The sequence below is a fragment of the Pandoraea captiosa genome (assembly GCF_902459775.1).
Classification (GTDB): domain Bacteria; phylum Pseudomonadota; class Gammaproteobacteria; order Burkholderiales; family Burkholderiaceae; genus Pandoraea; species Pandoraea captiosa.
In genome coordinates, this window is sequence record NZ_CABPSQ010000001.1 from 1,129,415 (window position 1) to 1,153,545 (window position 24,131).

Genomic DNA, 24,131 nt, shown 5'->3' on the forward strand with positions numbered 1-24,131 from the left:
CCGCTCGTGTCAACGCACGGCAACGCCGGAGGGCATCAGCCGCCAGCCGTCTCGAACGTGAAGTGCACGCGCCCGTCGCGAATCGGCAGGATATCGGGCCGGTCTTCGCCGACCTCGACGTCCAGACGATCGTTGAGCAACGCATTCATCGCAAGAATCAATGGCCCGTTGCGCTGCCGATCGAGCACGAGATTGTGCGACTCGGTCGGATCCGCCTGCAGGTCGTAGAGCTCCACATCATTGCTGGCAAACAAGGATTCGAGCGAGGTCGGCCGATTGAACTGCATGGGCGAGAAGTAGCGCGAGAAGCGATAACGCCCGTCGAAAACGCTGCGGATCATGCCGCGATGACGGAAGTCCGGTTGTCGCGCAATCACGCGCCGGTGGATCTCCTCGATCGGCATGCCCTTGTTTCGCAACGTTGCATATTCCTGCGCCACCCACTCGCTGTCGTAGAACAGCAGCATGGCGTAGTTGAAAAGCGCCGCGGGGCGCAGCGCATCGACCGGCTGGGATTCCGGGCGCTGTAACAACGGCGTGAGGTCGTGCCCGCGCGCCGCATTGCCAGCGACCCGGGCGATGCCGGCGGCGTCGAGCCCGGTCAGACCGAGCAGCGTCGGCGTCATGTCCAGATGCGAGCTGAGCGCGGCGCACTGCTTGCCGCCCGGATATGCCGGGTGACGAATGACCAGCGGCACGTGGTTCTGCTCGCGATACGTCGTCGGCCCTTTCCCGACGAGCTTGTGCGCGCCCACGTGGTCGCCGTGGTCCGCGCTCATGACCACGATGGTGTTCTTGTCGATCCCCAGCTCGCGCAACGTGTCGAGCAACTTCACCACATGCGTATCGCAGTCGCGAATGCAGTTGAAGTAATAGTCCTGATAGACCCGAAGCCGAGCGTCGTCGATTGGATAATCGCCCACGAGCACGCCCTCGGACGCGTTGTAGACGCCATGCGCCGCCGGACGCCCCGGGGCGTCGTAGGGTTGCTTGCGCGTGGCGGCGAGCGGCACGTCCCAGTGGGCGTCGTAGAGCGCATCTTTCGGTGGACGGGCGTTGCCCAGCGTCGGGCCGTTGGCGTTTTGCGTTTCCACGCCGGCCGGGTCGGTGTTCAGGAACATCGCATCGTGCGGATTGACCAGATTGACGGCCATGAACCACGGCTTGCGTTCGCTCGCCAATTGTGCGCCCCGACCGCGCAGCCACGACACGGCCGACGATGTGGTCAGCCCATCGTAGGTGTAACCGCCCCGCACGCGCCCGATCAGATCGCCAACGCCAAAGTAATCGTCGAAGCCGTACGCCTTGAACAGTTCGTTGTATTCCTTGGTCGGGGTGTCGTACGGCGTGTGGTTGTGGTGCAGCTTGCCGCTCAGATGCCATTTGCCCAGATAGGCGGCGTAATACCCGGCGTCGCGCATCATGTGGCCGATGGTGCGCAGATCCGTCGACATGTCCGGCTGCCACGGAATGCCGCAATTATCGAACACGCGGGTGTGCTGGATGTGCTGGCCGGTGTACACCACCGAGCGCGACGGCGAACAGACACACGCGGCGATCTGGTGATTCGCGAACGTCACGCCCTCGCGGCGCAACCGCTCCCGCCCCGGCACCGGGAACGGCCACTTGTCGAAGTACCGCTCCTGATCCGTGAGGATGAACAGGATGTTGTACCCCTTCGGCGCGACAGCCGGGGCGTCTTGCGGCATCACGTAGCCGTCGTCGGTGGGCTTGCCATGATGCTCGATCTTCGGCGCGGCGATGGCCGACGTTGCCAACCCGGCCGAGGCCACGGCGGCGCTCGCCTGCCTGAGAAAGTCGCGACGCGACGCGCGCGGGCCGGGCGGCGTGTTGGACCCGGTTCCCCCGACCGACGCTTCGGCGCAGGCGGAGGACTCGGAAAACCCGGTGGACGCCGGGGACGGTGGCTTGCGTGTTGTCATGCGTCTCGCTCCTGATGAGGCGCCAGTGTCTTGTCTTGCCCTGGCTTCCGATGGGAGTCTCATTATTCGATGGGACTCAGCACCCATCGATGAAAAGTCACGCTATATTCATTACCAAAGCGACAACAATACGTGACATCGGTCCCGACATCGGTTGCACGGCAACCCGGATTCCCAGCGCCCTTCTTCATGACCGACAGCCAAGTCCCCTCGTCCAAAGACCCCGGCCCATTGGTACGGCAGATCCCCGCCGTGCTGCGAAAACTCAGGATTCGCGATCTGGAAACCCTTCGGTGGCTGGGTCGCACAAGGAGTTTCGCGCGCACGGCGGAGGCCGCCGCCATCACGCAGCCCGCCCTGTCCAAGTGGCTGCGCGAGATCGAGCAGGCGCTCGGCGTGTCGCTGTTCGAGCGCACCACGCGTCGTGTCACGCCCACACCGTATGGCGACGCCCTGCTTGAGCGCGCCGAGCGCATGCTGACCGACCTCGCGGGCGTGGCCCCGGCCATGCAGGCGTTGCGCGACGGACTCGCCAGGCCCGTCAATGTCGGCATTCTGCCGGGCATGGCAAGCGTGCTCATGCCGCAAACGCTCGCACGCGTGGCCCATACGGGGCCCGCGCTGCGCGTCAATCTGCTGGAGGAAACGCTGGATCGACTGCTGCCACGCGCGCACTGGCACGAGATCGATCTGCTGATTTGCCGACTGGACGAGACCGCCATGAATGCCGGTTTCGGCGTCGTGCCGCTGTACGACGACGAAGTGCGCGTGTTCGGTGCGCGTCATCATCCGCTTGCCGCACATCCCTCGCCCGATTGGGCGGACGCCGCGCGCTACCCATGGATCGTGCCGCCTCCCGGCACGCCGATGCGAAGGGCCATCGATACCGAATTCGCCCACCAGGGACTGCCGCTGCCACGCGTCGTCATGGAATCCGTCACGCTCATGACCAACGCCAGCATTGCGCAGGCCATGCCTTGCCTGTTTCTTGCCTCGCGACTGGGCGTGGCGTACTCGCCGCTGGCAACGTCGCTGCAAGACTTCGGGCTACGTTTCTCGCATGTGGCCTCCACCGTCGGCGTGCTTCACGGGCATGCTCCCAGTGCCGCTGCGCTCGCGCTCATCGAGATACTGCAAGATGTTGCCCGTACGCTTCCCGCGCCTGCGCGAACATGAATTAAATTAAAGATAATCACAAATAAGACCATTTTCATTCATGAATCGGAATCTCTATGATCGATGCCACGGTTTCACACATCGGACGGCTAACGTCACTAGAGAACATGGCAAAAACACATAACCTGGGATTTCCGCGCATCGGCGCGAAACGTGAACTGAAGTTCGGGCTGGAAGCGTACTGGAAGGGACAAGCGACGCTCGATGCGCTGGAAGCGCTGGGTGCCACGCTGCGCAAGCGTCACTGGCAGGATCAGGCGGCGCTCGATCTGACACCGGTCGGCGATTTCGCCTTCTACGACCAGGTGCTCGACATGAGCTTCACGCTGGGCAACTTGCCTGCGCGTGTGCAGGGCTTTCACGGCAACGTCCTCGACAACTACTTCCGTGTGGCCCGGGGTCGCTCGGCGCAGCGCGCGGATGAACACGCCGAGTGCTGCGGTGGCGTGGCCGCCGGGGAAATGACCAAGTGGTTCGACACGAATTACCACTACATCGTCCCCGAGTTCAGCGCCGGGACCGCATTCACGCTGGACGCTTCACGTCTGATCGGTCAACTGGCCGAAGCTCGCGCCGCCGGCGTGAATGCCAAGCCAGTCATCATCGGTCCGCTCACCTATCTGTGGCTGGGCAAGGCAAAGGACGACAGCGACAAACTCGCGCTGCTGCCGCGCCTGCTGCCCGTCTATGTCGAATTGCTGAACACGTTGGCCGCCGAGGGCGTGCAATGGGTGCAGATCGACGAACCGATCCTGGTCACTGAACTCGATGCGCAGTGGCAACAGGCGTTCGAGACGGCCTACGCCGCACTTGCCGTCGTGCCGATCAACCGACTGCTCGCCACGTATTTCGGCGAATTGCAGGAAAACCTGCCCCTCGCCTGCCGACTGCCGGTCGACGGCCTGCATCTCGATGCGGTCAACGCGCGCGACGAAGTGTCAGCCGTCATGGCCGCGCTGCCGGCCGACAAGGTCGTCTCGCTGGGCGTGGTCAACGGTCGCAACATCTGGAAATCAGACCTCAACGCCGTGCTGGACTGGCTCGAACCGGTGGCCCGGCAACTGGGCGAGCGTCTCTGGGTTGCACCGTCATGCTCGCTGCTGCACGTGCCGGTCGACCTCGACAGCGAACAGACCCTCGATGCCGAGATCCGCTCATGGCTGGCGTTCGCGAAGCAGAAGCTGGCCGAAGTGACTGTGCTGGCCCGGGCAATCAACGACGGTCGCGAGGCGGTCGCTGCCGAACTGGACGCCAACGCCCAGGCCATTGCCAGCCGACGCACCTCGCCGCGCGTGCACAACCCTGCCGTGAAAGCCGCGGTGAGTCGGATCGAAGCTGCGTTGGGGCGTCGCCAGCGGCCCTATGCCGAGCGCGCGCCGAAGCAGGCGGCCAAACTCAATTTGCCGCTGTACCCCACGACAACCATCGGTTCGTTCCCCCAGACAGCTGAGATCCGCGCCGCGCGCAGCCGGTTCAAATCGGGCGAGCTCGACCAGGCGGGCTATGTCGCCGCCATGCAACGGGAGATCGAGCGCAGCGTACACGAGCAGGAAGCGTTGGGACTCGACGTGCTGGTGCACGGCGAAGCCGAACGCAACGACATGGTCGAATACTTCGGCGAACAGCTCGACGGCTACGCCTTCAGCCAGTTCGGCTGGGTGCAGTCCTATGGTTCGCGTTGCGTGAAGCCGCCCATCATGTTCGGTGACATTCGTCGCCCCAGGCCCATGACCGTCGAGTGGATCACCTATGCGCAATCGCTCACGAGCAAGCCAATGAAGGGCATGCTGACCGGCCCCGTCACGATCCTGAACTGGTCGTTCGTGCGCGACGATCAGCCGCGTGCCGTCTCGTGCCTGCAACTCGCGCTTGCGATCCGCGAAGAAGTTCTCGACCTGGAGCGCGCCGGCGTACGCGTGATCCAGATCGACGAAGCCGCCTTGCGCGAGGGCCTGCCGCTGCGCCGCGCCCAATGGCAGTCGTATCTGGACTGGGCGGTCGAGTCGTTTCGCATCACCGCGAACGGGGTACGGGACGACACCCAGATTCATACCCACATGTGCTATTCCGAGTTCAACGACATTCTCCCGGCGATTGCCGATATGGATGCGGACGTGATCACCATCGAGACCTCACGCTCGGATATGGAGTTGCTCGATGCATTCGACTCGTTCCGGTATCCGAACGACATCGGACCGGGTGTCTACGACATCCATTCGCCGAACATCCCGACGCAGGCGCACATGGTTTCGCTCATGCGCAAGGCGGCGCAGCGAATTCCGGCCCAGCGCCTGTGGGTCAATCCGGACTGCGGGCTGAAGACCCGTCAGTGGGCGGAGGTCGTGCCGGCGCTTCGGAACATGGTGGCGGCGGCGAAAACGTTGCGCGCGGGATAAGGTAGCCCGGCGCGGTGCAGTCATCTCGAAGCAGACTGCACCTTAGGAAAATAACCAAAATCGACAGGTCGGCGCTTCTGCCGGCCTGTTTGCGTTGGACGACCGGCACCCGCTCAATCTCGGCATCACTTGAAAAAACTTCGCTAAGTCATTGAATGCCTAACAGTTTGCGTGGCATAGTCGCGCCACTGGACGCACCTGCGCACTAAGTTTCTCCTAAGTTTCGCGCGCTATCTTGCGCCCGAGCCGTTCCCGGAGGACGGCAAGGAATAGGCGTAGGCTGATACGGCCACGCCAGAATGCGTACGAAAAACCATGCGGATATTGCTTGTAGAAGACGATGCCATGATCGGCGAGGCCATGATGCAGGCGCTCAAGGACGCCTCGTATGCGGCCGACTGGTGCCGCGATGGCGAAGCCGCACTGGCTGCCCTTGCCTCGCATGCCTATGACCTCATGCTGCTCGACCTCGGCCTGCCCGGGCGGGACGGCTGGGAGGTCCTGCGGGCGCATCGCGGCGCGGGCGGGCGCACGCCGATCATTGTCGTGACGGCGCGCGACGGCGCCGAAGACATCATTCAGGGCCTCGATCTCGGCGCAGACGACTTCGTCGTCAAGCCGTTCGAAGTCGGCGAGCTGCTCGCACGCATGCGCGCCGTCATCCGGCGTCACGCGGGCGTCGCCGTCCCCGTGCTGACCAATGGCACCCTCGCCCTCGACCCGGCAACCCATCAGGCGACCTACGGCGAGAACAGTTGCGTGCTGTCGGCACGCGAATACGCACTGCTGCACGCCCTGATGCTGCGCCCCGGCACGATCCTTTCGCGCGACGCCCTCGAACATCGTCTATATGGTTGGGGCGAAGAGATCGAGAGCAACATGATCGACTTCCTGATCCACTCGATCCGCAAGAAACTCGGCGCGGACGTGATCCGCAACATCCGTGGCGCAGGCTGGCTGGTGCCCAAGGCATGATGCGTTCGTTGCAGTCACGGCTGGTCGTCACGCTCAGCGCCTGCGCGCTGGGGCTGGCGATCGTAGCGGGTTTCGTTTCCTATGGCGCCGCGTTTCGCGAGGCCTATCGCTTTCAGGACGACCAGTTGCTGCAACTCGCCGCCCTCGTCGACATCCGCAATCTCGCGGGCGCCGACAGCGCCATCCATGGTCTGCCCATCGAGGACCACGACTACCGTCTCACGGTCCAGCGTCTCGGCGGCACGTTTCCCGTCACGCTGTCCGACGGATTCCATACGGTTAACACGGGCGAGCACACGTGGCGCGCCTTCGTTCGCACCATCGGCCCGGATCTGCGGATCGTCGTGGCCCAGCCCACCGAAGGCCGCAACGAGATTGCGCGCAACAGCGGTCTGCGCACCGCGCTACCGTTCGTCGGGTTCGTGCCGTTGCTCATCGCCGCCATCGTCTGGACCGTACGGCGCGCCTGGCGACCGGTTCAGCAGCTGGCCGCCGAAGTCGACAAGCGGCGCGACACCGATCTGCGCGGTCTCGACACGCAAGGTGCCCCGACGGAGATCGAGCCGTTCATCGTGTCGATCAACCGGCTGCTGTCCCGTCTGGACAAGGCGCTCGACGAGCAACGCCGCTTCGTCGCCGACGCCGCGCACGAACTTCGCTCGCCGGTGACGGCGCTGGTGATTCAGTCGGAAAATCTCGACCGCGCGCTGGAGCCGGCAGGCCTCGACACGGAAACGCGCAATCGCCTGATCAAGCTCAAGAGCGGCCTGCATCGCACGCGCACCCTGATCGAACAACTGCTCACGCTCGCGCGGGCCCAGAGCGCACCGACCGCTGCGGCAACGCCGCTCACCTTGCTGCCAGCCATTCACGAAGCACTCGAAGACGCCTTCGTGCTCGCCGATCGCAAGCAGATCGTGCTCGATCTGGCGGACGCCTCCGCCGCCTCCAGCGCGCCCGGACGCTCGAACCTGCGCGTCGCGGGCGCGAAGCGCGACATCGTCACCCTGTTGAGCAACATCGTCGGCAACGCCGTGCGCTATACACCCGCAGGCGGCACGGTATCCGTGCGTCTGTCGGCCACGGGGAGCGACGTGGTCATCGACGTCATCGACTCCGGCCCGGGTATCGATGCAGACAAGCGCGAGCGCGTCTTCGACGCGTTCTACCGTGCGACCGATCACCGCGAATCGCGCAATCACGGCGACGAAGGCACCGGCCTCGGACTGGCCATCGTACGCGCCATCGTCGACCGCCTGGGCGGCCAGGTCACGCTGAGCGACGCGAACCGGTCGGGCCCGCGCGGCCTGCACGTGCGAGTCTCGCTCCCCAATCCCGATGCGTCCCCGACGGCCCCTCACGCATCGCAGCCGCCCCAGCCGACCCAGGTTTAGTCATTCACTCCCTAGTTCATCAAGACCGGAAGCCTCGCATTCATGTCCACACGCCCTCAACGTGACGCCGGGTTAGAACCCTGGCCGATTTCCCCTACTGCCCTGCTATGGCTGCTGGCGATGTTCGCGCTCGTCTGGTTCGGCGTCTTGAACTTTCGTCATCTGATTCCCAGCGACGAAGGCCGCTACGCCGAGATGGCGCGAGAGATGCTGGCCACGGGCGACTGGGTCACGCCGCGCTACAACGGCTACCTGTACTTCGAAAAGCCGCCGCTCCAGACTTGGATGAACGCGCTGACGTTCATGATCTTCGGTCTCGGCGACTGGCAGGCCCGTCTCTGGACGGCGCTCACGGGCTTCGGCGGCGTGCTGCTCGTAGGCTACACCGGTCGACGGGTATTCGGCGCGCGCGCAGGTTTCTTCGCCGCACTGGCGCTGGCCAGCGCCCCGCTGTGGAGCCTGCTGGGCCACTTCAACGTGCTCGACATGGGCCTGTCGTTCATGATGACGCTGGTGCTGTGCTCGTTGCTGCTGGCACAGCGCCCGGGGCTCACCGACACGCAAACGCGCAACTGGATGTGGCTGTGCTGGGCGGCGATGGGCCTGTCGATCCTGAGCAAAGGGTTGATCGGCGTAGTGCTTCCCGGGGCTGTCCTCGTCATCTACACGCTGATTTCGCGCGACTGGGCGCTGTGGAAGCGACTGCATCTCGTGAGCGGTCTGATCGTGCTGCTCGCCGTCACCGTGCCGTGGTTCGCCGCCGTCATGTCGCGTAATCCGTCGTTCTTCGACTTCTTCTTCATCAACGAGCACTTCAACCGCTTCCTCAAGCCGGACCACAACCGTCCGGGTGCGCTGTGGTACTTCGTTCCGGTGCTGATCGTCGGGTTCCTGCCCTGGCTGTCGATGATTCCCCGCGCGGTTGCGGGGTCGCGCGCCGTGCCGCGTCAGGCGAACGGCTTCCGTCCGGTGCTGATGATCACGGTCTGGGCCGTCTTCATTTTCTGCTTCTTCTCGCTTTCGCACTCGAAGCTCATTTCGTACGTGCTGCCGATCGTGCCCGCGATCGCCATGCTGTTCGGTCTGGGGCTCGCCGGGATGACGCGTGAGTCGCTGCGCAAGCACCTCGTCGTGTCGGCCGTGCTCTTCATCGCAACGATCATCACGGGGCTGGTGTTCCTGTCGCATCACTCGGACAGCCGCAACCCCGTGCAGGCATATCAGACGTTTACCTACTACCTGTACGCCGCGAGCGTCGTGGGACTGATCGGCATCGCCATGACCCGCTGGCTGAGCCTGCGCAGTACGAAGCAAGCCCTGATCGCGTTCGCGGGGACGTGGCTGACCTTTGCGATGATCGGCGGCTCCGGTCACGAAGCCTTCGGGCGCGGCAGCTCCGGCATCGACCTCGTGCCGGCGGTGCGCGCCGAGATGGATCGACTGGGCCCCGACACGCCGTTCTACTCGGTCGGCACGCTCGACCACACGATGCCGTACTACCTGCGTCAACCGATGATCATGGTCGCGGTACAGGACGAACTGGAATTCGGCATCTCGCAAGCGCCCGATAGCTGGGTGCCGACGCTGGAGAAGTTCGTGGACGTCTGGATGGCGGCGCCGAAGGCGCTCGCGCTGGTCGATCCGCAAAAGTTCACGGTGCTCGAAACGCTCGGCTTGCCGATGAAGATCATCGCGCGCGACAACCGTCGTGTGATGATTGAAAAGCCGATGGCCGGCGAGCCGGCGACCGGAGCAGTACCCGCCGGCGCATCGGCACCTGCGGCCAACTGACCGCCCGCAGGACGGCGACACCCCAACGAAAAACGGCTGAGGCGGAATTCCGCCTCAGCCGTTTTTCTTTTTACGTCAGTAAGTTAGACGCATTACTTCGACTTCTTTCTCGCACCGACAGGCTTGGCATTGCCCACCGACACACCGGCCTCGGCCGTGAGCATCAGGAACGTAAAGGTCTCTTCCAGATACAGTCGAACGGTCGTGGCCGTGTGATCGAGGTAACCGATGGAGACGTCCTGGCCGATGTGCATCTCGTAGTCACCGCCGCGCGTCGAGAGAATGCAGCCGCCGTCAATGGCCGGCGCCCAGATGATCTCGCCGCTCACGATGTGGCCGATGTGCTCGAGAATCGGATAACCCTGGTCGTTGGCTTCGGCCACGGCGGTGTACGCGTCGGCGCCCAGCAACACACTGTACGGACCGTCAACGCCTTCCAGACGCAGTTGCTCCAGCGCTTTGGCAATGACCGTCGGGTAATCGGCAATGTCGTCCGGCAGCGGCAGCACGGGATTCGAGGAACCCTGACGCACGCCCGTAATGCGCGCGGCCTCGTAGCCGTCGAAGATGGCACGGTCTTCGGCGTACGCCAGCTTGATCGCCGCGTCCTTGGCCGGTTGCCAGTCCGAATCGTTCGCGCCTCGCTCGACATCGTCGATCGCTTCGCGCGAGAGCTCGAACGGCACGCGCAGCACCACGAGCGGCAGCACCTCGCGCTGACGCGCGCTCACGCCGTCGAGCGGCGCGTCGATGGCCTGCTGATGACCGGTGCCGACACCGGAGAGCGCCAGACCGCTCGGGCCCTTGACGTCGACAACGCGACGAGCGGCCACCGTGCGCTTGAATGTACGGGCCACCTCTTCTTCGATTTGCGCCCACGCGGCGCTCGAAATGGGGGCCAGTTCGCGATGCAGGTTATTCATGCCTGAGAAACTCCTTTGAGCGATCCGATTTGCAACGAGCCGTCCGCAATGGCGGGGCTCGCCTGATGAGAAGTGGTTTGCGCCGTTGCCACAGACCGGTCGAGCACCTGAACGCTCGACGGCTGGGCATCGATCAGGGTTTTGATGACGTTGGCGGATTCGGCCGCAGCCGCCTGCGGCGAGCGCTCCGCCAGCGCTTCGAGCAGGGCCGCCGAGGGCACGAAGAACAGTCCGCCGGTCACGGCCGTGCTGAAGTCGAGCAGGCGGTCGTAGTTGCCGGGCGGCTTGCCGACGAACATGTTCTCGAGCATTTGCTCGATGGGCCACGGCGAGCGGGCGTATCCGATGAAAAACGTGCCGAACTCGCCCGATCCGGGGCGCCCGAACGGCATGTTGTCGCGCAGGATCTTCACTTCCTTGCCGTCCACTTCGAGCGTGGTCAGCGCGCTGTGAGAATTGCTCGGCTTCACGTCCTCGTCGAGTTCGACGTCCGAAAATTTGGTGCGGCCGATAATGCGCTCCTGCACTTCGACCGGCAGTGCGTTCCAGCCCGTCATGTCGTGCAGATACTTCTGCACCAGCACGTAACTGCCACCGGCGAACTCGGGGTCTTCGTCGCCCATCACCGTGAAATCGAGCGCCTCCTGGCCTTCCGGATTCTCGGTGCCATCGACGAAGCCGATCATGGCGCGCATATCGAAATAGCGGAAGCCGTGGACTTCGTCGACCACGGTCACGGCGTCGCCCAGCTTGCCCAGCATGAGCGTGGCGAGATCGAAGCACAGGTCCATCTGCTCGGCGCGAATGTGCAGCAGCAAGTCGCCCGGCGTGGCCGGGGCGTGACGCTTGCCCGAGCCGAACTCCCGAAACGGATGCAGCTCGGCCGGACGCGGCGCGCCGAACAGGCGATCCCAGGCGTTGTCGCTAAAGCCGACCACGCACGACAGATTGCCCGTGGGCACGCGCTTGCCGACCGCGCGCACATAAGCGGCGGCATCGGCACACCAGCCTCGCACAGCGGCGTGCGCGGCCTCATCGTCGCGAATCGTGGCGACGAGGAAGATGGCGCTGCGGGTGACTTTGCCGGAAACCGGCTGAGGTTCAGGGGGGGACGTCGGGCGTTCGGTCATTGCTTTCCTGCGTGGGGCTTGGGTTCTCGACGCCAGCCACGGCAACGGCGGTCGAAAGGCAGACCGTAGGCTATCGGGCGGCGACTTTTGGTACGTCAACTTTATAACGCAACACGCCGTAATATGCCACTCCCGCAGGCATGCCGTCGAGCAAAGCCTTATACGGCGCGGGTTTACGGACCGTCGTTCGAATTCTGTCAATTTCGCCATTTTCGCGCCATTTTGGCGTTGGGCGTGCGCCCCTACCATGGCGGCGATCCTTCCGATACCGGTGGCGCGCCATGCTGCGCTCACGGCACGGCCCTCCTCCATACGCCTGTGACTGCGCCCGAGCGCGTCTGAATCATGTGGATTGTCAACGTTGCGCTCAAACGGCCCTACACGTTCATCGTGATGGCCATTCTGATTCTGCTCGCCACGCCGCTCGCGCTCATGCGCACCCCCGTGGATGTGCTGCCGGAAATCAACATCCCTGTCATCAGCGTCATCTGGACCTATAACGGCCTGTCCGCACAGGACATTGCCGACCGGATGATTTCCGGCAACGAACGCGGGCTGACGACGACCGTCAACAACATCGAGCACATCGAGTCGCAGTCGCTGCCCGGCATCGGCATCATCAAGATCTTCCTGCAACCGACGGCCAACATTCAGACCGCCATTGCGCAGGTCGTCGCGGTCGAACAGGCGCAGGTCAAGCAAATGCCGCCGGGAGCGACGCCGCCGCTGGTCATCAGTTACTCGGCGTCGTCGATTCCGGTCATGCAGTTGGGCCTGTCGAGCCCGAGCCTGTCCGAACCGGCGCTCAACGACACCGCGCTCAATTTCCTGCGTCCGCAGCTCGTGACGATTCCCGGCGCCGCGGTGCCCTATCCGTATGGCGGCAAGACGCGGCTGATTTCGGTCGACATCGACACGCGCGCACTGCTTGCCAAGGGCCTGACGGCACAGGACGTGGTCGCCGCGGTCAACGCACAGAACCTGATTCTGCCGACCGGCACCGCCAAGATCGGGCCGCGGGAATATACCGTTGACATGAACGGCTCTCCTCCGACGGTGGAGGGATTGAACAACATCCCGGTACGCACCGTTGCCGGGGCCACGACCTATCTGCGCGAAGTCGCCCACGTTCGCACCGGCTTCTCGCCGCAGACGAACATCGTGCGTCAGAACGGCCAGCGCGGCGTGCTCATGTCCGTGATGAAGACGGGCGACGCCTCGACGCTGTCGGTCGTAGACTCGCTCAAGGCGATTCTGCCGGAGGCCAGAGCGGCCTTGCCTGCCGATCTTCATATCTCGGCCCTTTTCGATCAGTCTGTCTTCGTGAAAGCTGCGGTGCAGGGCGTGATTCATGAAGCGCTGATCGCCGCGGCGCTCACCGCCGCCATGATCCTGCTGTTCCTCGGCAACTGGCGCAGCACCTGCATCATCGCCATTTCGATCCCGCTCTCGATCCTGTCCTCGCTGCTCGCGCTTCACGCGCTCGGCCAGACGATCAACATCATGACGCTGGGCGGGCTGGCGCTGGCGGTGGGGATTCTGGTCGACGACGCGACCGTGACCATCGAGAACATCGAGCGGCATCTTCACATGGGCACGCCCCTGCATCAGGCGATTCTCGACGGCGCGGGCGAAATCGCCGTGCCGGCGCTCGTCTCGACCCTGTGTATCTGCATCGTGTTCGTGCCGATGTTCTTCCTCACGGGCGTGGCGCGCTACCTCTTCGTGCCGCTGGCCGAGGCGGTGGTATTCGCCATGCTCGCGTCGTACATCCTCTCGCGCACGCTCGTGCCCACGCTCGCCATGCTGCTCATGGGTCATGCGCACGCGGGCGCGCCAAATGCCAGGCCAGGCATGTTCCGCCGCCTCTACCTGCGCTTTGACGCCGGGTTCGAGCGCATGCGCGCGGCCTATATCGTGGTGCTCTCCACGCTGCTGGTGCGCCGCCGCGTTTTCGCGACAGGGTTTCTCGCATTCTGTGTTCTGTCGATGGGGCTGGTGTTCGCGCTGGGCGCGGACTTCTTTCCATCGGTCGATGCGGGCAACATCCGCATGCACATGCGCGCGCCGACAGGCACGCGCATCGAAGAAACGGCGCGGCTGGCCGACGAAGTCGAGAAAGTGGTGCGCGAGGTGGTCCCCGCCAACGAACTGGAGACGATTCTCGACAACCTCGGCCTGCCCTACAGCGGCATCAACCTGTCGTACAGCAACGCCGGGACGATCGGCACGCTCGATGGCGAGATTCAGATCGCGCTGACGCCGGACCACCACCCGAGCGCGACGTACGTCGACAAGCTGCGCGCCCTCCTGCCGCAACGCTTCCCCGGCGTGGAGTTCTTCTTTCAGCCGGCGGACATCGTCACGCAGATCCTCAACTTCGGCCTGCCCGCAGCCATCGACATTCAGATCAGCGGCAACCAGCAACTGGCGAATTTCGACGTGGCGACGAAGCTGCTCAAGCAGGTGCGCCAGGTACCGGGGACCGTCGATGCGCACATCCAGCAACGGGTGAACGCCCCGACGATCCACCTCGACATGGACCGCACGCGTTTGCAGCAACTGAATCTGAACGCCAATGCCGTCGCCCAGAATGTGCTGATTTCGCTCTCGGGCAGTTCGCAGACTTCCCCCGGCTTCTGGTTCAATGAACAGAACGGCGTGGAGTACAGCCTCTCGGTGCAGTCGCCGCAATACCGCATCAGTTCCATCGACGACTTGCTGCGTCTGCCGGTCGCAGGAACGACCGGCACCGGACAGTCGCAGTTGCTGGGCAACTTCGTGAAGGTCGAGCCGACGCAGCGCTTCGCCGTGGTGAGCCACTACAACATCCGACCGGTCATCGACATTTTCGTGAGCGTGGAAGGCCGGGATCTGGGCAGCGTGGCCGGTGACATCAACCGCCTGGTCGCTCAGGCCAGGCAGGCGCTGCCGCGTGGCAGCCAGATCGTCGTACGTGGTCAGGTCAGCACGATGCAAAGCTCGTACCTGGGCCTGGGCATCGGCGTGGCGATGGCCATCGTGCTCGTGTATTTGCTCATCGTGGTGAACTTTCAGTCTTGGGTCGACCCGCTCATCATCGTGAGCGCCCTGCCCGCCGCGCTGGCGGGTATCGTCTGGATGCTGTTCCTGTCCGGCACCCGGCTGTCGGTGCCCGCGCTGACCGGCGCCATCATGACGATGGGGGTCGCGACCGCGAACAGCATTCTCGTGGTCGCCTTCGCGCGACAGCGCATGCAAGCCGGCATGGCGCCGCTCACCGCCGCGCTCGAAGCCGGAGCGAGCCGCATTCGGCCGGTACTGATGACCGCGCTGGCCATGATCATCGGCATGGTGCCCATGGCGCTCGGCCTCGGGGAAGGTGCGGAACAGAACGCACCGCTGGGCCGCGCGGTGATCGGCGGGCTGATGTTCGCCACGGTATCGACGCTCTTTTTCGTGCCGCTGGTCTTCGCCGGCGTTCACACGCGACTCGCACGACGCCACGCCCGGCGTACGGCACAAGCAACGCGCGAAGCACCCGGTGGCGACGACGACCGCGCGAACCACTGAAAGCGCCACGACCGACACCCAACACACCAGATACCAAGATTTGACGGGTTGAACGACATGACCGAGAAACATCACGCCGAACTGGCGATCCCCGAGCACGACCCCGCCGAGGGTCGGCAGTTGCCCCCTCGGCGGGGCGAATTCCGACGCGCGAGAATTGCGCTGATCGTCGTGGCCTTGCTGCTGGCGGCGGGCGCTGCGCGCACCACCCTCTCTAACGCGCTGCAACGCCGCGAAGTCGCCGAGGTGACGCAGCGCAACGCCGCGCAGTATGTGAGCGTCGTCACGCCGCAGGCGACCAAAGCGAGCGAGACGCTGCTCCCCGCCACGCTGCGCGGCGCCGTCGAGTCGCCGATCTACGCCCGGGCGACCGGGTACGTGCTGCACCGCTATGTCGACATCGGCGTGCGCGTGAAGCAAGGTCAGTTGCTCGCCGATCTGGACACGCCCGAAATCGATCAGGAGTTGGCCCAGGCCGTCGCCCAGCGCAATCAGATCAACGCGTCTCTCGGACTGGCGAAGTCGTCGCTCGCGCGCTGGCAGCAATTGCGCCAGCGCGATGCCGTCTCCCAGCAGGAATTGGATGAGCGCCAGAGCACCTACACGCAAGGCGTCGCCAACCTCGCGGCGGCGGACGCCAACGTCAAGCGGCTCCAGCAACTGGAATCGTTCAAACGCATCGTCGCGCCCTTCGACGGCGTCATCACGCAACGCAACGTCGACATCGGTGACCTGGTTACTGCGGGCAGCGGCAACAGTCAGGCGTTGTTTTCGCTGGCGCAGACGGACCCGTTGCGTGTCTATGTCCAGGTGCCGCAGGCATATGCGCAGGGTGTGGCCGTCGGCCAGTCTGTGGTGGTGACGCAGGCCGAACTTCCCGGCCAGCACTTCCAGGGCAAGATCACCCACGTGTCGGGCGCCATCGACGTGGCGACACGCTCGCTCCAGATCGAGGCCGCCTTGCCGAACCCGGACGGGAAACTGCGTCCCGGCGCGTACGTGCAGTTGGCGCTGCCCGGCGCCGTGCAGGCGCACCTGAGCGTGCCCGCCAATGCGCTGCTGTTTCGTGCGGAAGGTCCGCGCGTGGCCGTGGTCGACGATCAGGGTGTCGTGCATCTGCACAAGATCGTGATCGCTCAGGACCTCGGACAGTCGCTGGAACTGGCCGATGGTGTCGCGCCGACCGACCGCGTGGTCGTCAATCCGAGCGATTCCATCGACGATGGCGACCACGTGCAAGCCAGGGCGCTCGACGTGAAGGCCGCTTCCGGCGTGAAATCGGGCGGTGGGAGCGGTGTGAGCGGTGAGCGCAGTCAACAAGGCACGAGCGCCAAACCGCAGGGAGCCGAATCGTGAGCGCGCTCACGCGCAGTGTCCCGCTGGGAGCGACGCTGACGGCCGCCGCGCTCAGTGCACTGCTGGGTGCATGCGCGGTGAGCCCGGATTACCATCGCCCCGACGTCGCCACACCGGCCGACTGGAAGACGGACGGTTACTGGAAACTGGCGCAGCCCTCTCACGCAGCGCTGCAGCCCGACTGGTGGAAGGCGTTCCGCGAACCGACGCTCGATGCGCTCGAAACCCAGGCGCTCGCCCAGAACCAGACGCTTGCCGCTGCCCTCGCCCATTACGATCAGGCGCAGGCGACCCTGTCCGGTGTGTCGGCGCAACGTCTGCCGGAGGTCGATGCGTCTTTCGGCCTGGCTCGCCAGCGCATTTCGGCAAACCGGCCGGTCACGAGCTACTCGTCGGCGAGCATGTCGACGGTCCAGAACAACGTGCAGCTCGGCCTCGGCGTGAGCTACGACACCGACCTGTTCGGGCGCATCCGCCGTCAGGTCGAAGGCGCACAGGCATCCGCCGAACAGGCGCGCGACGACCTGGCGAACGCCCGGCTGATCCTCACCACACAACTGGCAACTGCGTACTTTCAGTTGCGGGAGGTGGATGCGGAGATCAAGGTACTGGATCAGTCGGTCGCGTTGCAGCAAAAGGCGCTCGACTACGTGAGCGCGCAGCATGATCTGGGGGCCGTCTCGGGACTGGACGTGCTCCAGCAGCAATCGCAACTGGACACCACGCGCGTGCAGGCGCGTCTGTTACACCAGCAGCGCGATCAGTACGAGCATGCCATCGCCGCCCTCGTCGGCGTGCCGGCACCAGCGTTCACCGTGGCGCCCGGCCCATTGCCGGGCGTGCTGCCGCCGATTCCCCTCGGCGTGCCCAGCGACCTCTTGCAACGGCGCCCCGACGTTGCGTCCGCCGAGCGCAGCATGGCCGCGGCGAACGCGCAAATCGGCGTGGCGAAGGCGGCGTTCTTCCCCAGTCTGACGCTCAACCCGGGGATCGGCTGGCAGAGTACCGAATTCGCCAGTCTGCTGTCGGCGCCAAGTCTGTTGTGGACGCTTGGCACCGTGGCGTCGCAAGTCGTCTTCGACGGCGGCCGACGTCAGGCCAACGTCGACTTCGCCAGCGCCGGGTATCGCGGAGTCGAAGCAAACTATCGCCAAACGGTGCTCACGGCGTTCCAGCAGGTACAGGACGGCGTCACCGGCCTGTCGGTGCTGGACGCGGCCGCCCGCGAGTCACGCGCGGCCGTCGGTGACGCCGAACGCCTGCTGGGCCTCGCGAACGATCGTTATTCGGGTGGCCTGACGGCGTATCTGAGCGTCATCACGGCGCAGCAGGCGGCGCTCGCCAGCGAACGTCAGGACGTGCAGATACGGGGGCAGCAACTCGTCCTGTCGGTGGCACTGGTCAAGGCGCTGGGTGGCGGATGGCAGCCTTCGGAGACATCGACACCCTCTGCATCCGCGGCATCGTCAGCCTCCCCGGCTTCCCCGGCGCGGTCGGTCGCCCCGGTCGCCCCGGTCGCCGTCGTGCCCGACGGCGCATCCGCCGACTCGTATAATGCGCAAAGATGAGGTAACGACATGAAAGTGCTGATCGTTGAAGACGAACAAAAGGTAGTGGACTATCTGCGCGCCGGGCTCACCGAGCAAGGCTGGGTGGTCGACGTAGCGCTCGATGGCGAGGAAGGCACACATCTGGCGCTGGAGTTCGACTACGACGTGATCGTGCTCGATGTCATGCTTCCCAAACGCGATGGCTTCGCGGTGCTTGCCGCCTTGCGCGAACGCAAGTCGACGCCGGTCATCATGCTCACCGCCCGCGATCACGTGAACGACCGTGTGCGCGGGCTTCGCGAAGGCGCCGACGACTATCTGACCAAGCCGTTCTCGTTCATCGAACTGGTCGAACGCCTGCATGCGCTGGCACGCCGCACGCGTGTACAGGAATCGACGCTGATTTCGGTAGGCGACCTGTTCGTCGACCTCATCGGACGCCGCGCGACCCGAGACGGCCATCGCCTCGATCTCACCGCCAAGGAATTCCAGTTGCTCTCGGTGCTGGCGCGCCGTCAGGGCGACATCCTGTCGAAGACGGCGATCACCGAACTCGTTTGGGACGTCAATTTCGACAGCAATACGAACGTGGTGGAAACCGCCATCAAGCGGCTGCGCGCCAAACTCGACGGCCCGTTCACGACCAAGCTGCTGCACACCGTGCGCGGCATGGGCTACGTGCTCGAAGTGCGCGAGGCGCAGGCCTGAGGCCACGTCCGAGAGAACCTGCACCGACCTCGCCACCGTGAAACACTCGATCTCCCGACGCCTTGCCGCCATGTTCGCCGTTGTGGCGCTGTCGGTATTCGCCCTCGTGGGCGCGGCGTTGTATCTGGTGCTGCGCGTGCAGTTGGAGCGGCACCTGCGCGAATCGCTCGACGACCGGGCACAGATCGCCCATATCATCGTCTACCACGGCGGTACGCCCGAGAAGTGGCAGATCGTGCGCGAGAAGCTGAGCGACATGACGCCGCGCGACGGCACCACGACCTACGCCGTCACGAGCGACGACCCGCGTTACACGTTCGGCACCCCGGTGAGCGGCATGTTCGTCAAGCGGCTATCCAACGGGTATGTCAGGCTAAGTCCCGACAACGGCGGCGACGACATGCTGACCACGCGCGAGATTTTGCCGCCTTACGGCACGCGTCCCGCGGTCGCGCTGCAAGTCGCCGCCAGTTATGCCCCGAACGAGCAGACATTGCGGGCGTTCGGCCTGAGTCTGGCGGCGCTCTCCGGTTTAGGTGCGTTGGGCGTGCTGCTGCTCACTTTTTCCGTGACGCGACTCGGCCTGTCGCCATTGCGGCGGCTCACGCGCGAAGCGTCCGAAATTCGTCCTGACAACCGTTCGCAGCGCCTGGATACCCGGTCACTGCCGGTCGAGCTCGACGATCTCACCCACTCGTTCAACGGTGCGCTGGCGAGGCTGGACAGTGCTTACGAACGACTGGAGTCTTTCAATGCCGATGTCGCCCATGAGTTGCGCACGCCGATCACGATTCTGATCGGGCAAACGGAAGTGGCGCTCACAAGGGAGCGGCCAGTCGAGGAATTGCGGGTCCTGTTGCAGTCGAATCTCGAAGAACTGGGCCGCATGCGCACCATCGTCAACGATATGCTCTTCCTCTCCCGGGCCGATCAGGGCGAGCGCGCCACAGGGCTCACGGCGCTGTCGCTCGCCAGCGAAGCGGCGCATACGCTGGAATTTCTCGAGATTGCGCTGGAAGAGGCACAAGTCACCGCGCGACTGCACGGCAGCGCCTTCGCCCTGGTCAACAAGGCGCTATTCGGCCGCGCATTGGCCAATCTGGTCATGAACGCCGTCGAACATTGCGCGCCGGGCGCCAACATCGACGTGCACATCGATGCGCAAGCTGCCGAACCGCACGACGCGCGCGCGGACGACACCCGACGCGTGAACATCGAAGTCGTCAATCCCGGTGAGCCGATCGCACCGGACGTGCTCGCGCATCTGTTCGACCGCTTTTACCGTGCGGAGGCCTCGCGCACGAACAGTCGCGAGAACCACGGATTGGGGCTGGCCATCGTCAAGGCGATTGCCGAGATGCATGGCGGGACGGTGTGGGCACGCAGCGCGAACGGCCTTAACCGATTCGGTTTTTCCATCGCCACCGGACGCACGGGCAACGCTGGCGCCAATGTCGAAGGTCAGACGCGCCCGGCTGATACCGGGACAGGGGGCGACGGCAGCACGCCATCGGCCATGCCGCCCTCGCCCGCCGGTCCCGCCACGACGACGCTTGCGCGTCAGACGCCGTGACGGCTCAGGCTGCTGGCCTGCTGCAACGCGTGCGGCGCGAAGACCGTCAGCGTCTCACCCAGCGCTTCGCGGGCGTAGGCAGCGGCGACCGTCATCTGCGCGAGGCGCGCACGTAACTCCAGGTTTTCCCGTTCGAGATGCTGCACGCGCCGCATGGCATCCGCGACGTCGGCTACGCCGTCGCCAAGCGCGTTGTGGCTCTCGGGCATGGCGTCGAGCAGGGTCATGGCGCGCGCCAGATTCTGCTCGAGTTGCTGCGCCCACACGGATCCGCCAGTGGCGGGCAGTGCGCCGAAGGCCGGGGCGAGCGGTGTTTCGTAAATCGAACGCGCGCGCACAATGGCCTTTTGCACGGTGCCGGCGCTTGGGCGACGCGTCACCCCCGCCTGCGCCATGAAGCGCAGATAGGTTTGCGCGCCGTAAATCCGATGCGCGGCTTTCCATGCATCCGCCAGGAAGGCATCGAGGAAGGCGGGGTTGTTATGAGGATGTGCTGCGTCCGCATCGCGCGCGGCGCCGAGCAAGGCAGCATAGGTTGCATCGTCGAACTTCAAGGCGGACCGTGCCATGGCGATCTCCGGGTGCTTGCCGTATCAGGGGGGGCTCGTGCGCCGATGGGCCATGGCTGGCAACACCGGCGACACGACCGTCAAACCGGCTGCGGACAATGCATCGCAGCCGTCAGACGATACTTCAGGGCTTCGGTGCCGATGCAGGCACGGGCGGTACCCACTTCTTCTTGCCGGCCGACGGATCCGGCGTGACCGCAACTGCGATCGCTTCGGTGTAGTTCACCGTCACGGAATCGCCCACCTTCACGCCTTCGAGCAGCTTCGGATCCTCGACATTCACGTCGACCGTGCGTTGCGGACCGCGCAGCGTAATCACATTCGACTTGCGATCGATGCGCTGCACCGTTGCCACGACCTTCAGGTTACGGGCCGCGTCGGCGGCGGGCTTCTCACCCGGCGCGGCGCGGTCGGCACCTTCGGTCACCACCCGGCTGCGAATGCCATCGCCAGGAGCGACCGAGATGGCCACGGAGCGTTCGTACGCAACGATGACCTTATCCCCTTTACGAAGCTGTTCAAAGTTTCTGACGTCCGGGCCGAGGAGGAACGTGACCGGCTTGCCGTGATCGTCTGCCACCTTGATGCTGCGATTCTTCGCATCGACGCCGAGCAAGGTCGTGCGGTATTCGACCACGCCACCGGCGACGATGGGCGCGGGACGCGCTGCGTCCTGCGCGTGTACTACCGTTCCCAACGACAACAAACCGGCCAGAATCATGGCATTCGTGAGCTTCATGGTGAGTCCTTTTGTTATCGATGAACGCGATTCCCGCCACCGGGATCGCATCTAGTTAATTATCCGAACTAAAACACCGGGCGCTGCAGACCGCGTATTAACCCGTATGTTTCCATCGGATAGTAACAAAATAATTCAAAGGCGCAAGTTGATTTCGGATTGCATACCAAATATCAAAACAGATAAAAGTAATTTAAATTACCCGCGAATTTCCATACATGGGCGGAAAAATGACGATGCATGGGTTCAATAAATATCGCGCCTTGATGCAGATCAACGTTTTTCACCAGCGAAAGTAGTAACGAATTCCTTTCTTACGTGGATACCGTCACACCTTGTTACAAAATTATCCGTGTAATTCAAGTAATTCTTAATCCGTTCGGATGATGGTTTCCGGCCTTGACAGTTTGCAATCCAAATCACTATTCTGGCTCCACGCATTTTGACCCGACCTTCCCTCGGCATCAGGCTGCACGGGGGCGGATTTCGACTCTGTCTCGACACCGCACGGGCATCGGGCTTTGTCGCATGGTCATGCCTGCGCGCCATCCGGCGTCGCGTCTGCATTGGTTGTCGTCCCGTTCAGTTCCACCATTCGAATGAGGTCACACAGTGCCTTTCCCGTACTCTCGACGTATTCCCCGACGAAATCCGCCCCGCGCCCTTGCCATGGCCATGCTGGCAGGCACGCTGTTCGCGACCACGCCGGCCATGTCTCAGGCGCCTCAGGCGGACAGTTCCCTGCCCGTTCAGGGCATGCCGGAAATGCAACAGGGCGCGGTTGACGCGCTCACGAAAATGAGTCGGTATTTGCGCTCGCTCAAGCGCTTTCACGTGGACGCGGATACGGTAACGGACGCCGTGTTGAGTACCGGACAAAATGTCGGGTTTCTGCATCACACCGAGTTATCGGTTCAGCGTCCCGACAAAGTGCGAGCCGTCGTGACCGGTCAGGCGCGCAATCGCGGTTTCGTCTATGACGGCAAGACCTTTACGCTTTACGAGCAATCGCAGGGCAAGCGCTATTACAGCCAGGTCGGCGCCCCGCCAACGATTGACGGACTGATTCGGGATATCGACGAGAAATACCGGATCGGCATGCCGCTGGCGGATCTTTTCTATTGGGGAATGGATCCCGACGACGCAGCGCAGTTACGTTCGGCTTTGTTTATCGGGCTCGACCGGGTCGGTGGAGAATGGTGCAATCACTACGCCTACCAACAACCGGACGTGGACTGGGAACTGTGGATCAGCGCCGGCTCGCGACCGGTGCCCTGCCGGTTCGTGATTACGGATACGTCGCAGCCGTCACGCCCGCGGCATTCGGTGAATTACCGCTGGGACGTCAATCCCACGTTTGCGGCAGGTACGTTCACGTATAAGGTGCCGGCCGGCGCGCAGCGCATTGAGATGCGTCCACCCGCTGCGGAAGGCGCTCCCCCGACAGGAGGTCAGAAATGATGCGATCGACCTCAGCCTCGTCTTCGTCTTTGTCTTCTTTTAACGCCGAAAAATTGCGCAAGCCGCGTGTTAGCACCATCGCGCGCGCCACATGCCTGGCCGCTGCGGCCGTTCTCGTCATGACGTCCACTGCAAGCCACGGGTTCGGTTTCCGTGGCGGTGCGCGCACCAGCCTGCATGCCGGCGGCGGTGGCGGATTCCACGGCGGTGGCGGGTTTCATGGCGGCGGTGGATTCGAGGGCGGCGGCGCCCCCCGTCAGGGCAACTTGAGCGGCGCCACCCGAGGCGGTGCCCCGATGCACGCCAATGCGGGTGGTCCATCCGGTGGGCCGCCCCATGCAGGCGGGCAACCGCCGGGGCCGGGACCGCATCCCGGGCCTGGCCCGGGGCCCGGGCCGAATCCATCACCCAACCCCGGCCCGGGCCCGCATCCGCCGGGTCCGGGGCCAAGTCCTGGCCCGGGGCCACAACCTCACCCGCCAGGACCGCCCCCCGGACCGGGGCCCGGCCCGGGGCCTCATCCGCCCCCGCCGCCGCCTCCGCCGCCTCCGCCACCCCCTCCCTACTACTGGGGCGGTGGTTGGTATGACCCCGTGGCGGCAGCCGTGACCATTGGGGTGTCGGCCGCGATCATCGGCTCGACGGTCGCCTCGTTGCCACCCAGTTGCGTGAGCACGGTCGTCAACAACGTGGCCTATCAGCATTGCGGCTCGACGTGGTATCAGCCGGTCTATTCCGGCACCACAGTCAACTTCGTCGTGGTTGCGGCACCGCACTGAGGCGCGCGTCTTGCCGAACGCGCGTGGCTGCACGAATGGCGCCGGACATTGCGTCCGGCGCCATTTTCATTCCGTCAGTCCGTGCCGGGCTGCATCGGCGCGCGCTTGTGGATGGC

General features: G+C 64.4%; 17 protein-coding genes. 12 read left to right on the forward strand and 5 right to left on the reverse strand.

Annotated elements, in window-relative coordinates:
- Positions 1-35: 35 nt before the first annotated feature.
- A complete protein-coding gene (locus PCA31118_RS04780; protein ID WP_150623384.1) occupies positions 36-1,943 on the reverse strand; it encodes a sulfatase family protein in 1,908 nt (635 codons plus the stop codon).
- A 189-nt stretch (positions 1,944-2,132) separates the two neighbouring features.
- Between PCA31118_RS04780 and PCA31118_RS04785 the strand changes: the two genes are divergently transcribed.
- From PCA31118_RS04785 to PCA31118_RS04805, 5 genes are all read left to right on the forward strand, one after another.
- The gene (locus PCA31118_RS04785; RefSeq protein ID WP_150623386.1) at positions 2,133-3,119 is read left to right on the forward strand and encodes a LysR family transcriptional regulator; all 987 of its coding nucleotides are present in this window, start codon (positions 2,133-2,135) and stop codon (positions 3,117-3,119) included.
- Positions 3,120-3,226: 107 nt separating this feature from the next.
- Positions 3,227-5,515, forward strand: a complete 2,289-nt coding sequence (gene metE / locus PCA31118_RS04790; RefSeq protein WP_150623388.1) for a 5-methyltetrahydropteroyltriglutamate--homocysteine S-methyltransferase — start codon at positions 3,227-3,229, stop codon at positions 5,513-5,515.
- 315 nt (positions 5,516-5,830) lie between these two features.
- A complete protein-coding gene (locus PCA31118_RS04795; protein WP_150623390.1) occupies positions 5,831-6,490 on the forward strand; it encodes a response regulator transcription factor in 660 nt (219 codons plus the stop codon).
- Entirely contained in the window at positions 6,487-7,884 is a 1,398-nt protein-coding gene (locus tag PCA31118_RS04800; RefSeq protein ID WP_150623392.1) for a sensor histidine kinase, read from the forward strand. Before PCA31118_RS04795 ends, PCA31118_RS04800 begins: the two co-directional genes overlap by 4 nt.
- 42 nt (positions 7,885-7,926) lie before the next feature.
- Entirely contained in the window at positions 7,927-9,675 is a 1,749-nt protein-coding gene (locus PCA31118_RS04805; RefSeq protein ID WP_150623394.1) for a glycosyltransferase family 39 protein, read from the forward strand.
- Between the two features lie 92 nt (positions 9,676-9,767).
- Here PCA31118_RS04805 and PCA31118_RS04810 read toward each other — a convergent pair whose 3' ends face one another.
- Together PCA31118_RS04810 and PCA31118_RS04815 are read right to left on the reverse strand one after the other, a co-directional pair.
- Positions 9,768-10,598, reverse strand: coding sequence for a family 1 encapsulin nanocompartment shell protein (locus tag PCA31118_RS04810; RefSeq protein WP_150623395.1), 831 nt, complete (start codon positions 10,596-10,598; stop codon positions 9,768-9,770).
- Positions 10,595-11,728, reverse strand: coding sequence for a Dyp-type peroxidase (locus PCA31118_RS04815; RefSeq protein ID WP_150623397.1), 1,134 nt, complete (start codon positions 11,726-11,728; stop codon positions 10,595-10,597). Before PCA31118_RS04815 ends, PCA31118_RS04810 begins: the two co-directional genes overlap by 4 nt.
- 345 nt (positions 11,729-12,073) lie before the next feature.
- Between PCA31118_RS04815 and PCA31118_RS04820 the strand changes: the two genes are divergently transcribed.
- Genes PCA31118_RS04820 through PCA31118_RS04840 form a run of 5 tightly spaced genes read left to right on the forward strand, consistent with a single transcriptional unit; the run spans position 12,074 to position 20,467 of the window.
- Positions 12,074-15,280 carry an efflux RND transporter permease subunit gene (locus PCA31118_RS04820; RefSeq protein ID WP_150623399.1) on the forward strand — a complete coding sequence of 1,069 codons (3,207 nt, stop codon included), beginning with the start codon at positions 12,074-12,076 and terminating at the stop codon, positions 15,278-15,280.
- 57 nt (positions 15,281-15,337) lie between these two features.
- On the forward strand, positions 15,338-16,636 hold the full coding sequence (locus PCA31118_RS04825) for an efflux RND transporter periplasmic adaptor subunit (RefSeq protein ID WP_150623401.1): 1,299 nt from the start codon (positions 15,338-15,340) through the stop codon (positions 16,634-16,636).
- The gene (locus PCA31118_RS04830; protein WP_246190057.1) at positions 16,633-18,204 is read left to right on the forward strand and encodes an efflux transporter outer membrane subunit; all 1,572 of its coding nucleotides are present in this window, start codon (positions 16,633-16,635) and stop codon (positions 18,202-18,204) included. The genes PCA31118_RS04825 and PCA31118_RS04830 overlap by 4 nt, the downstream gene beginning before the upstream one ends.
- 9 nt (positions 18,205-18,213) lie before the next feature.
- Entirely contained in the window at positions 18,214-18,894 is a 681-nt protein-coding gene (locus PCA31118_RS04835; RefSeq protein WP_150623405.1) for a heavy metal response regulator transcription factor, read from the forward strand.
- Positions 18,895-18,931: 37 nt separating this feature from the next.
- Positions 18,932-20,467 carry a heavy metal sensor histidine kinase gene (locus PCA31118_RS04840; protein ID WP_150623407.1) on the forward strand — a complete coding sequence of 512 codons (1,536 nt, stop codon included), beginning with the start codon at positions 18,932-18,934 and terminating at the stop codon, positions 20,465-20,467.
- Here PCA31118_RS04840 and PCA31118_RS04845 read toward each other — a convergent pair.
- Positions 20,455-21,036: a hypothetical protein gene (locus tag PCA31118_RS04845; protein ID WP_150623410.1), complete on the reverse strand. Its 582-nt coding sequence runs from the start codon at positions 21,034-21,036 to the stop codon at positions 20,455-20,457. The two genes, PCA31118_RS04840 and PCA31118_RS04845, sit on opposite strands and share 13 nt — an antisense overlap.
- A 124-nt stretch (positions 21,037-21,160) precedes the next feature.
- Positions 21,161-21,775 carry a hypothetical protein gene (locus PCA31118_RS04850; protein WP_150623412.1) on the reverse strand — a complete coding sequence of 205 codons (615 nt, stop codon included), beginning with the start codon at positions 21,773-21,775 and terminating at the stop codon, positions 21,161-21,163.
- A gap of 669 nt (positions 21,776-22,444) precedes the next feature.
- Here PCA31118_RS04850 and PCA31118_RS04855 point away from each other — a divergent pair.
- A complete protein-coding gene (locus PCA31118_RS04855) occupies positions 22,445-23,236 on the forward strand; it encodes a DUF2092 domain-containing protein (protein WP_150623414.1) in 792 nt (263 codons plus the stop codon).
- 605 nt (positions 23,237-23,841) lie between these two features.
- Complete coding sequence (locus PCA31118_RS26955) at positions 23,842-24,015, forward strand: hypothetical protein (protein WP_174990329.1); 174 nt, start codon at positions 23,842-23,844, stop codon at positions 24,013-24,015.
- Positions 24,016-24,131: the final 116 nt, after the last annotated feature.

Bases quoted from the DNA above. Each gene is read 5' to 3' on its own strand.
- PCA31118_RS04800 (WP_150623392.1), top strand. From the start codon at position 6,487: ATGATGCGTTCGTTGCAGTCACGGCTGGTCGTCACGCTCAGCGCCTGC.
- PCA31118_RS04815 (WP_150623397.1), bottom strand. From the start codon at position 11,728: ATGACCGAACGCCCGACGTCCCCCCCTGAACCTCAGCCGGTTTCCGGC.
- PCA31118_RS04845 (WP_150623410.1), bottom strand. From the start codon at position 21,036: ATGGCACGGTCCGCCTTGAAGTTCGACGATGCAACCTATGCTGCCTTG.
- PCA31118_RS04825 (WP_150623401.1), top strand. From the start codon at position 15,338: ATGACCGAGAAACATCACGCCGAACTGGCGATCCCCGAGCACGACCCC.
- PCA31118_RS04810 (WP_150623395.1), bottom strand. From the start codon at position 10,598: ATGAATAACCTGCATCGCGAACTGGCCCCCATTTCGAGCGCCGCGTGG.
- PCA31118_RS04780 (WP_150623384.1), bottom strand. From the start codon at position 1,943: ATGACAACACGCAAGCCACCGTCCCCGGCGTCCACCGGGTTTTCCGAG.
- PCA31118_RS04820 (WP_150623399.1), top strand. From the start codon at position 12,074: ATGTGGATTGTCAACGTTGCGCTCAAACGGCCCTACACGTTCATCGTG.
- PCA31118_RS04785 (WP_150623386.1), top strand. From the start codon at position 2,133: ATGACCGACAGCCAAGTCCCCTCGTCCAAAGACCCCGGCCCATTGGTA.
- PCA31118_RS04850 (WP_150623412.1), bottom strand. From the start codon at position 21,775: ATGAAGCTCACGAATGCCATGATTCTGGCCGGTTTGTTGTCGTTGGGA.
- PCA31118_RS04855 (WP_150623414.1), top strand. From the start codon at position 22,445: ATGGCCATGCTGGCAGGCACGCTGTTCGCGACCACGCCGGCCATGTCT.
- metE (WP_150623388.1), top strand. From the start codon at position 3,227: ATGGCAAAAACACATAACCTGGGATTTCCGCGCATCGGCGCGAAACGT.
- PCA31118_RS04805 (WP_150623394.1), top strand. From the start codon at position 7,927: ATGTCCACACGCCCTCAACGTGACGCCGGGTTAGAACCCTGGCCGATT.
- PCA31118_RS04835 (WP_150623405.1), top strand. From the start codon at position 18,214: ATGAAAGTGCTGATCGTTGAAGACGAACAAAAGGTAGTGGACTATCTG.
- PCA31118_RS04795 (WP_150623390.1), top strand. From the start codon at position 5,831: ATGCGGATATTGCTTGTAGAAGACGATGCCATGATCGGCGAGGCCATG.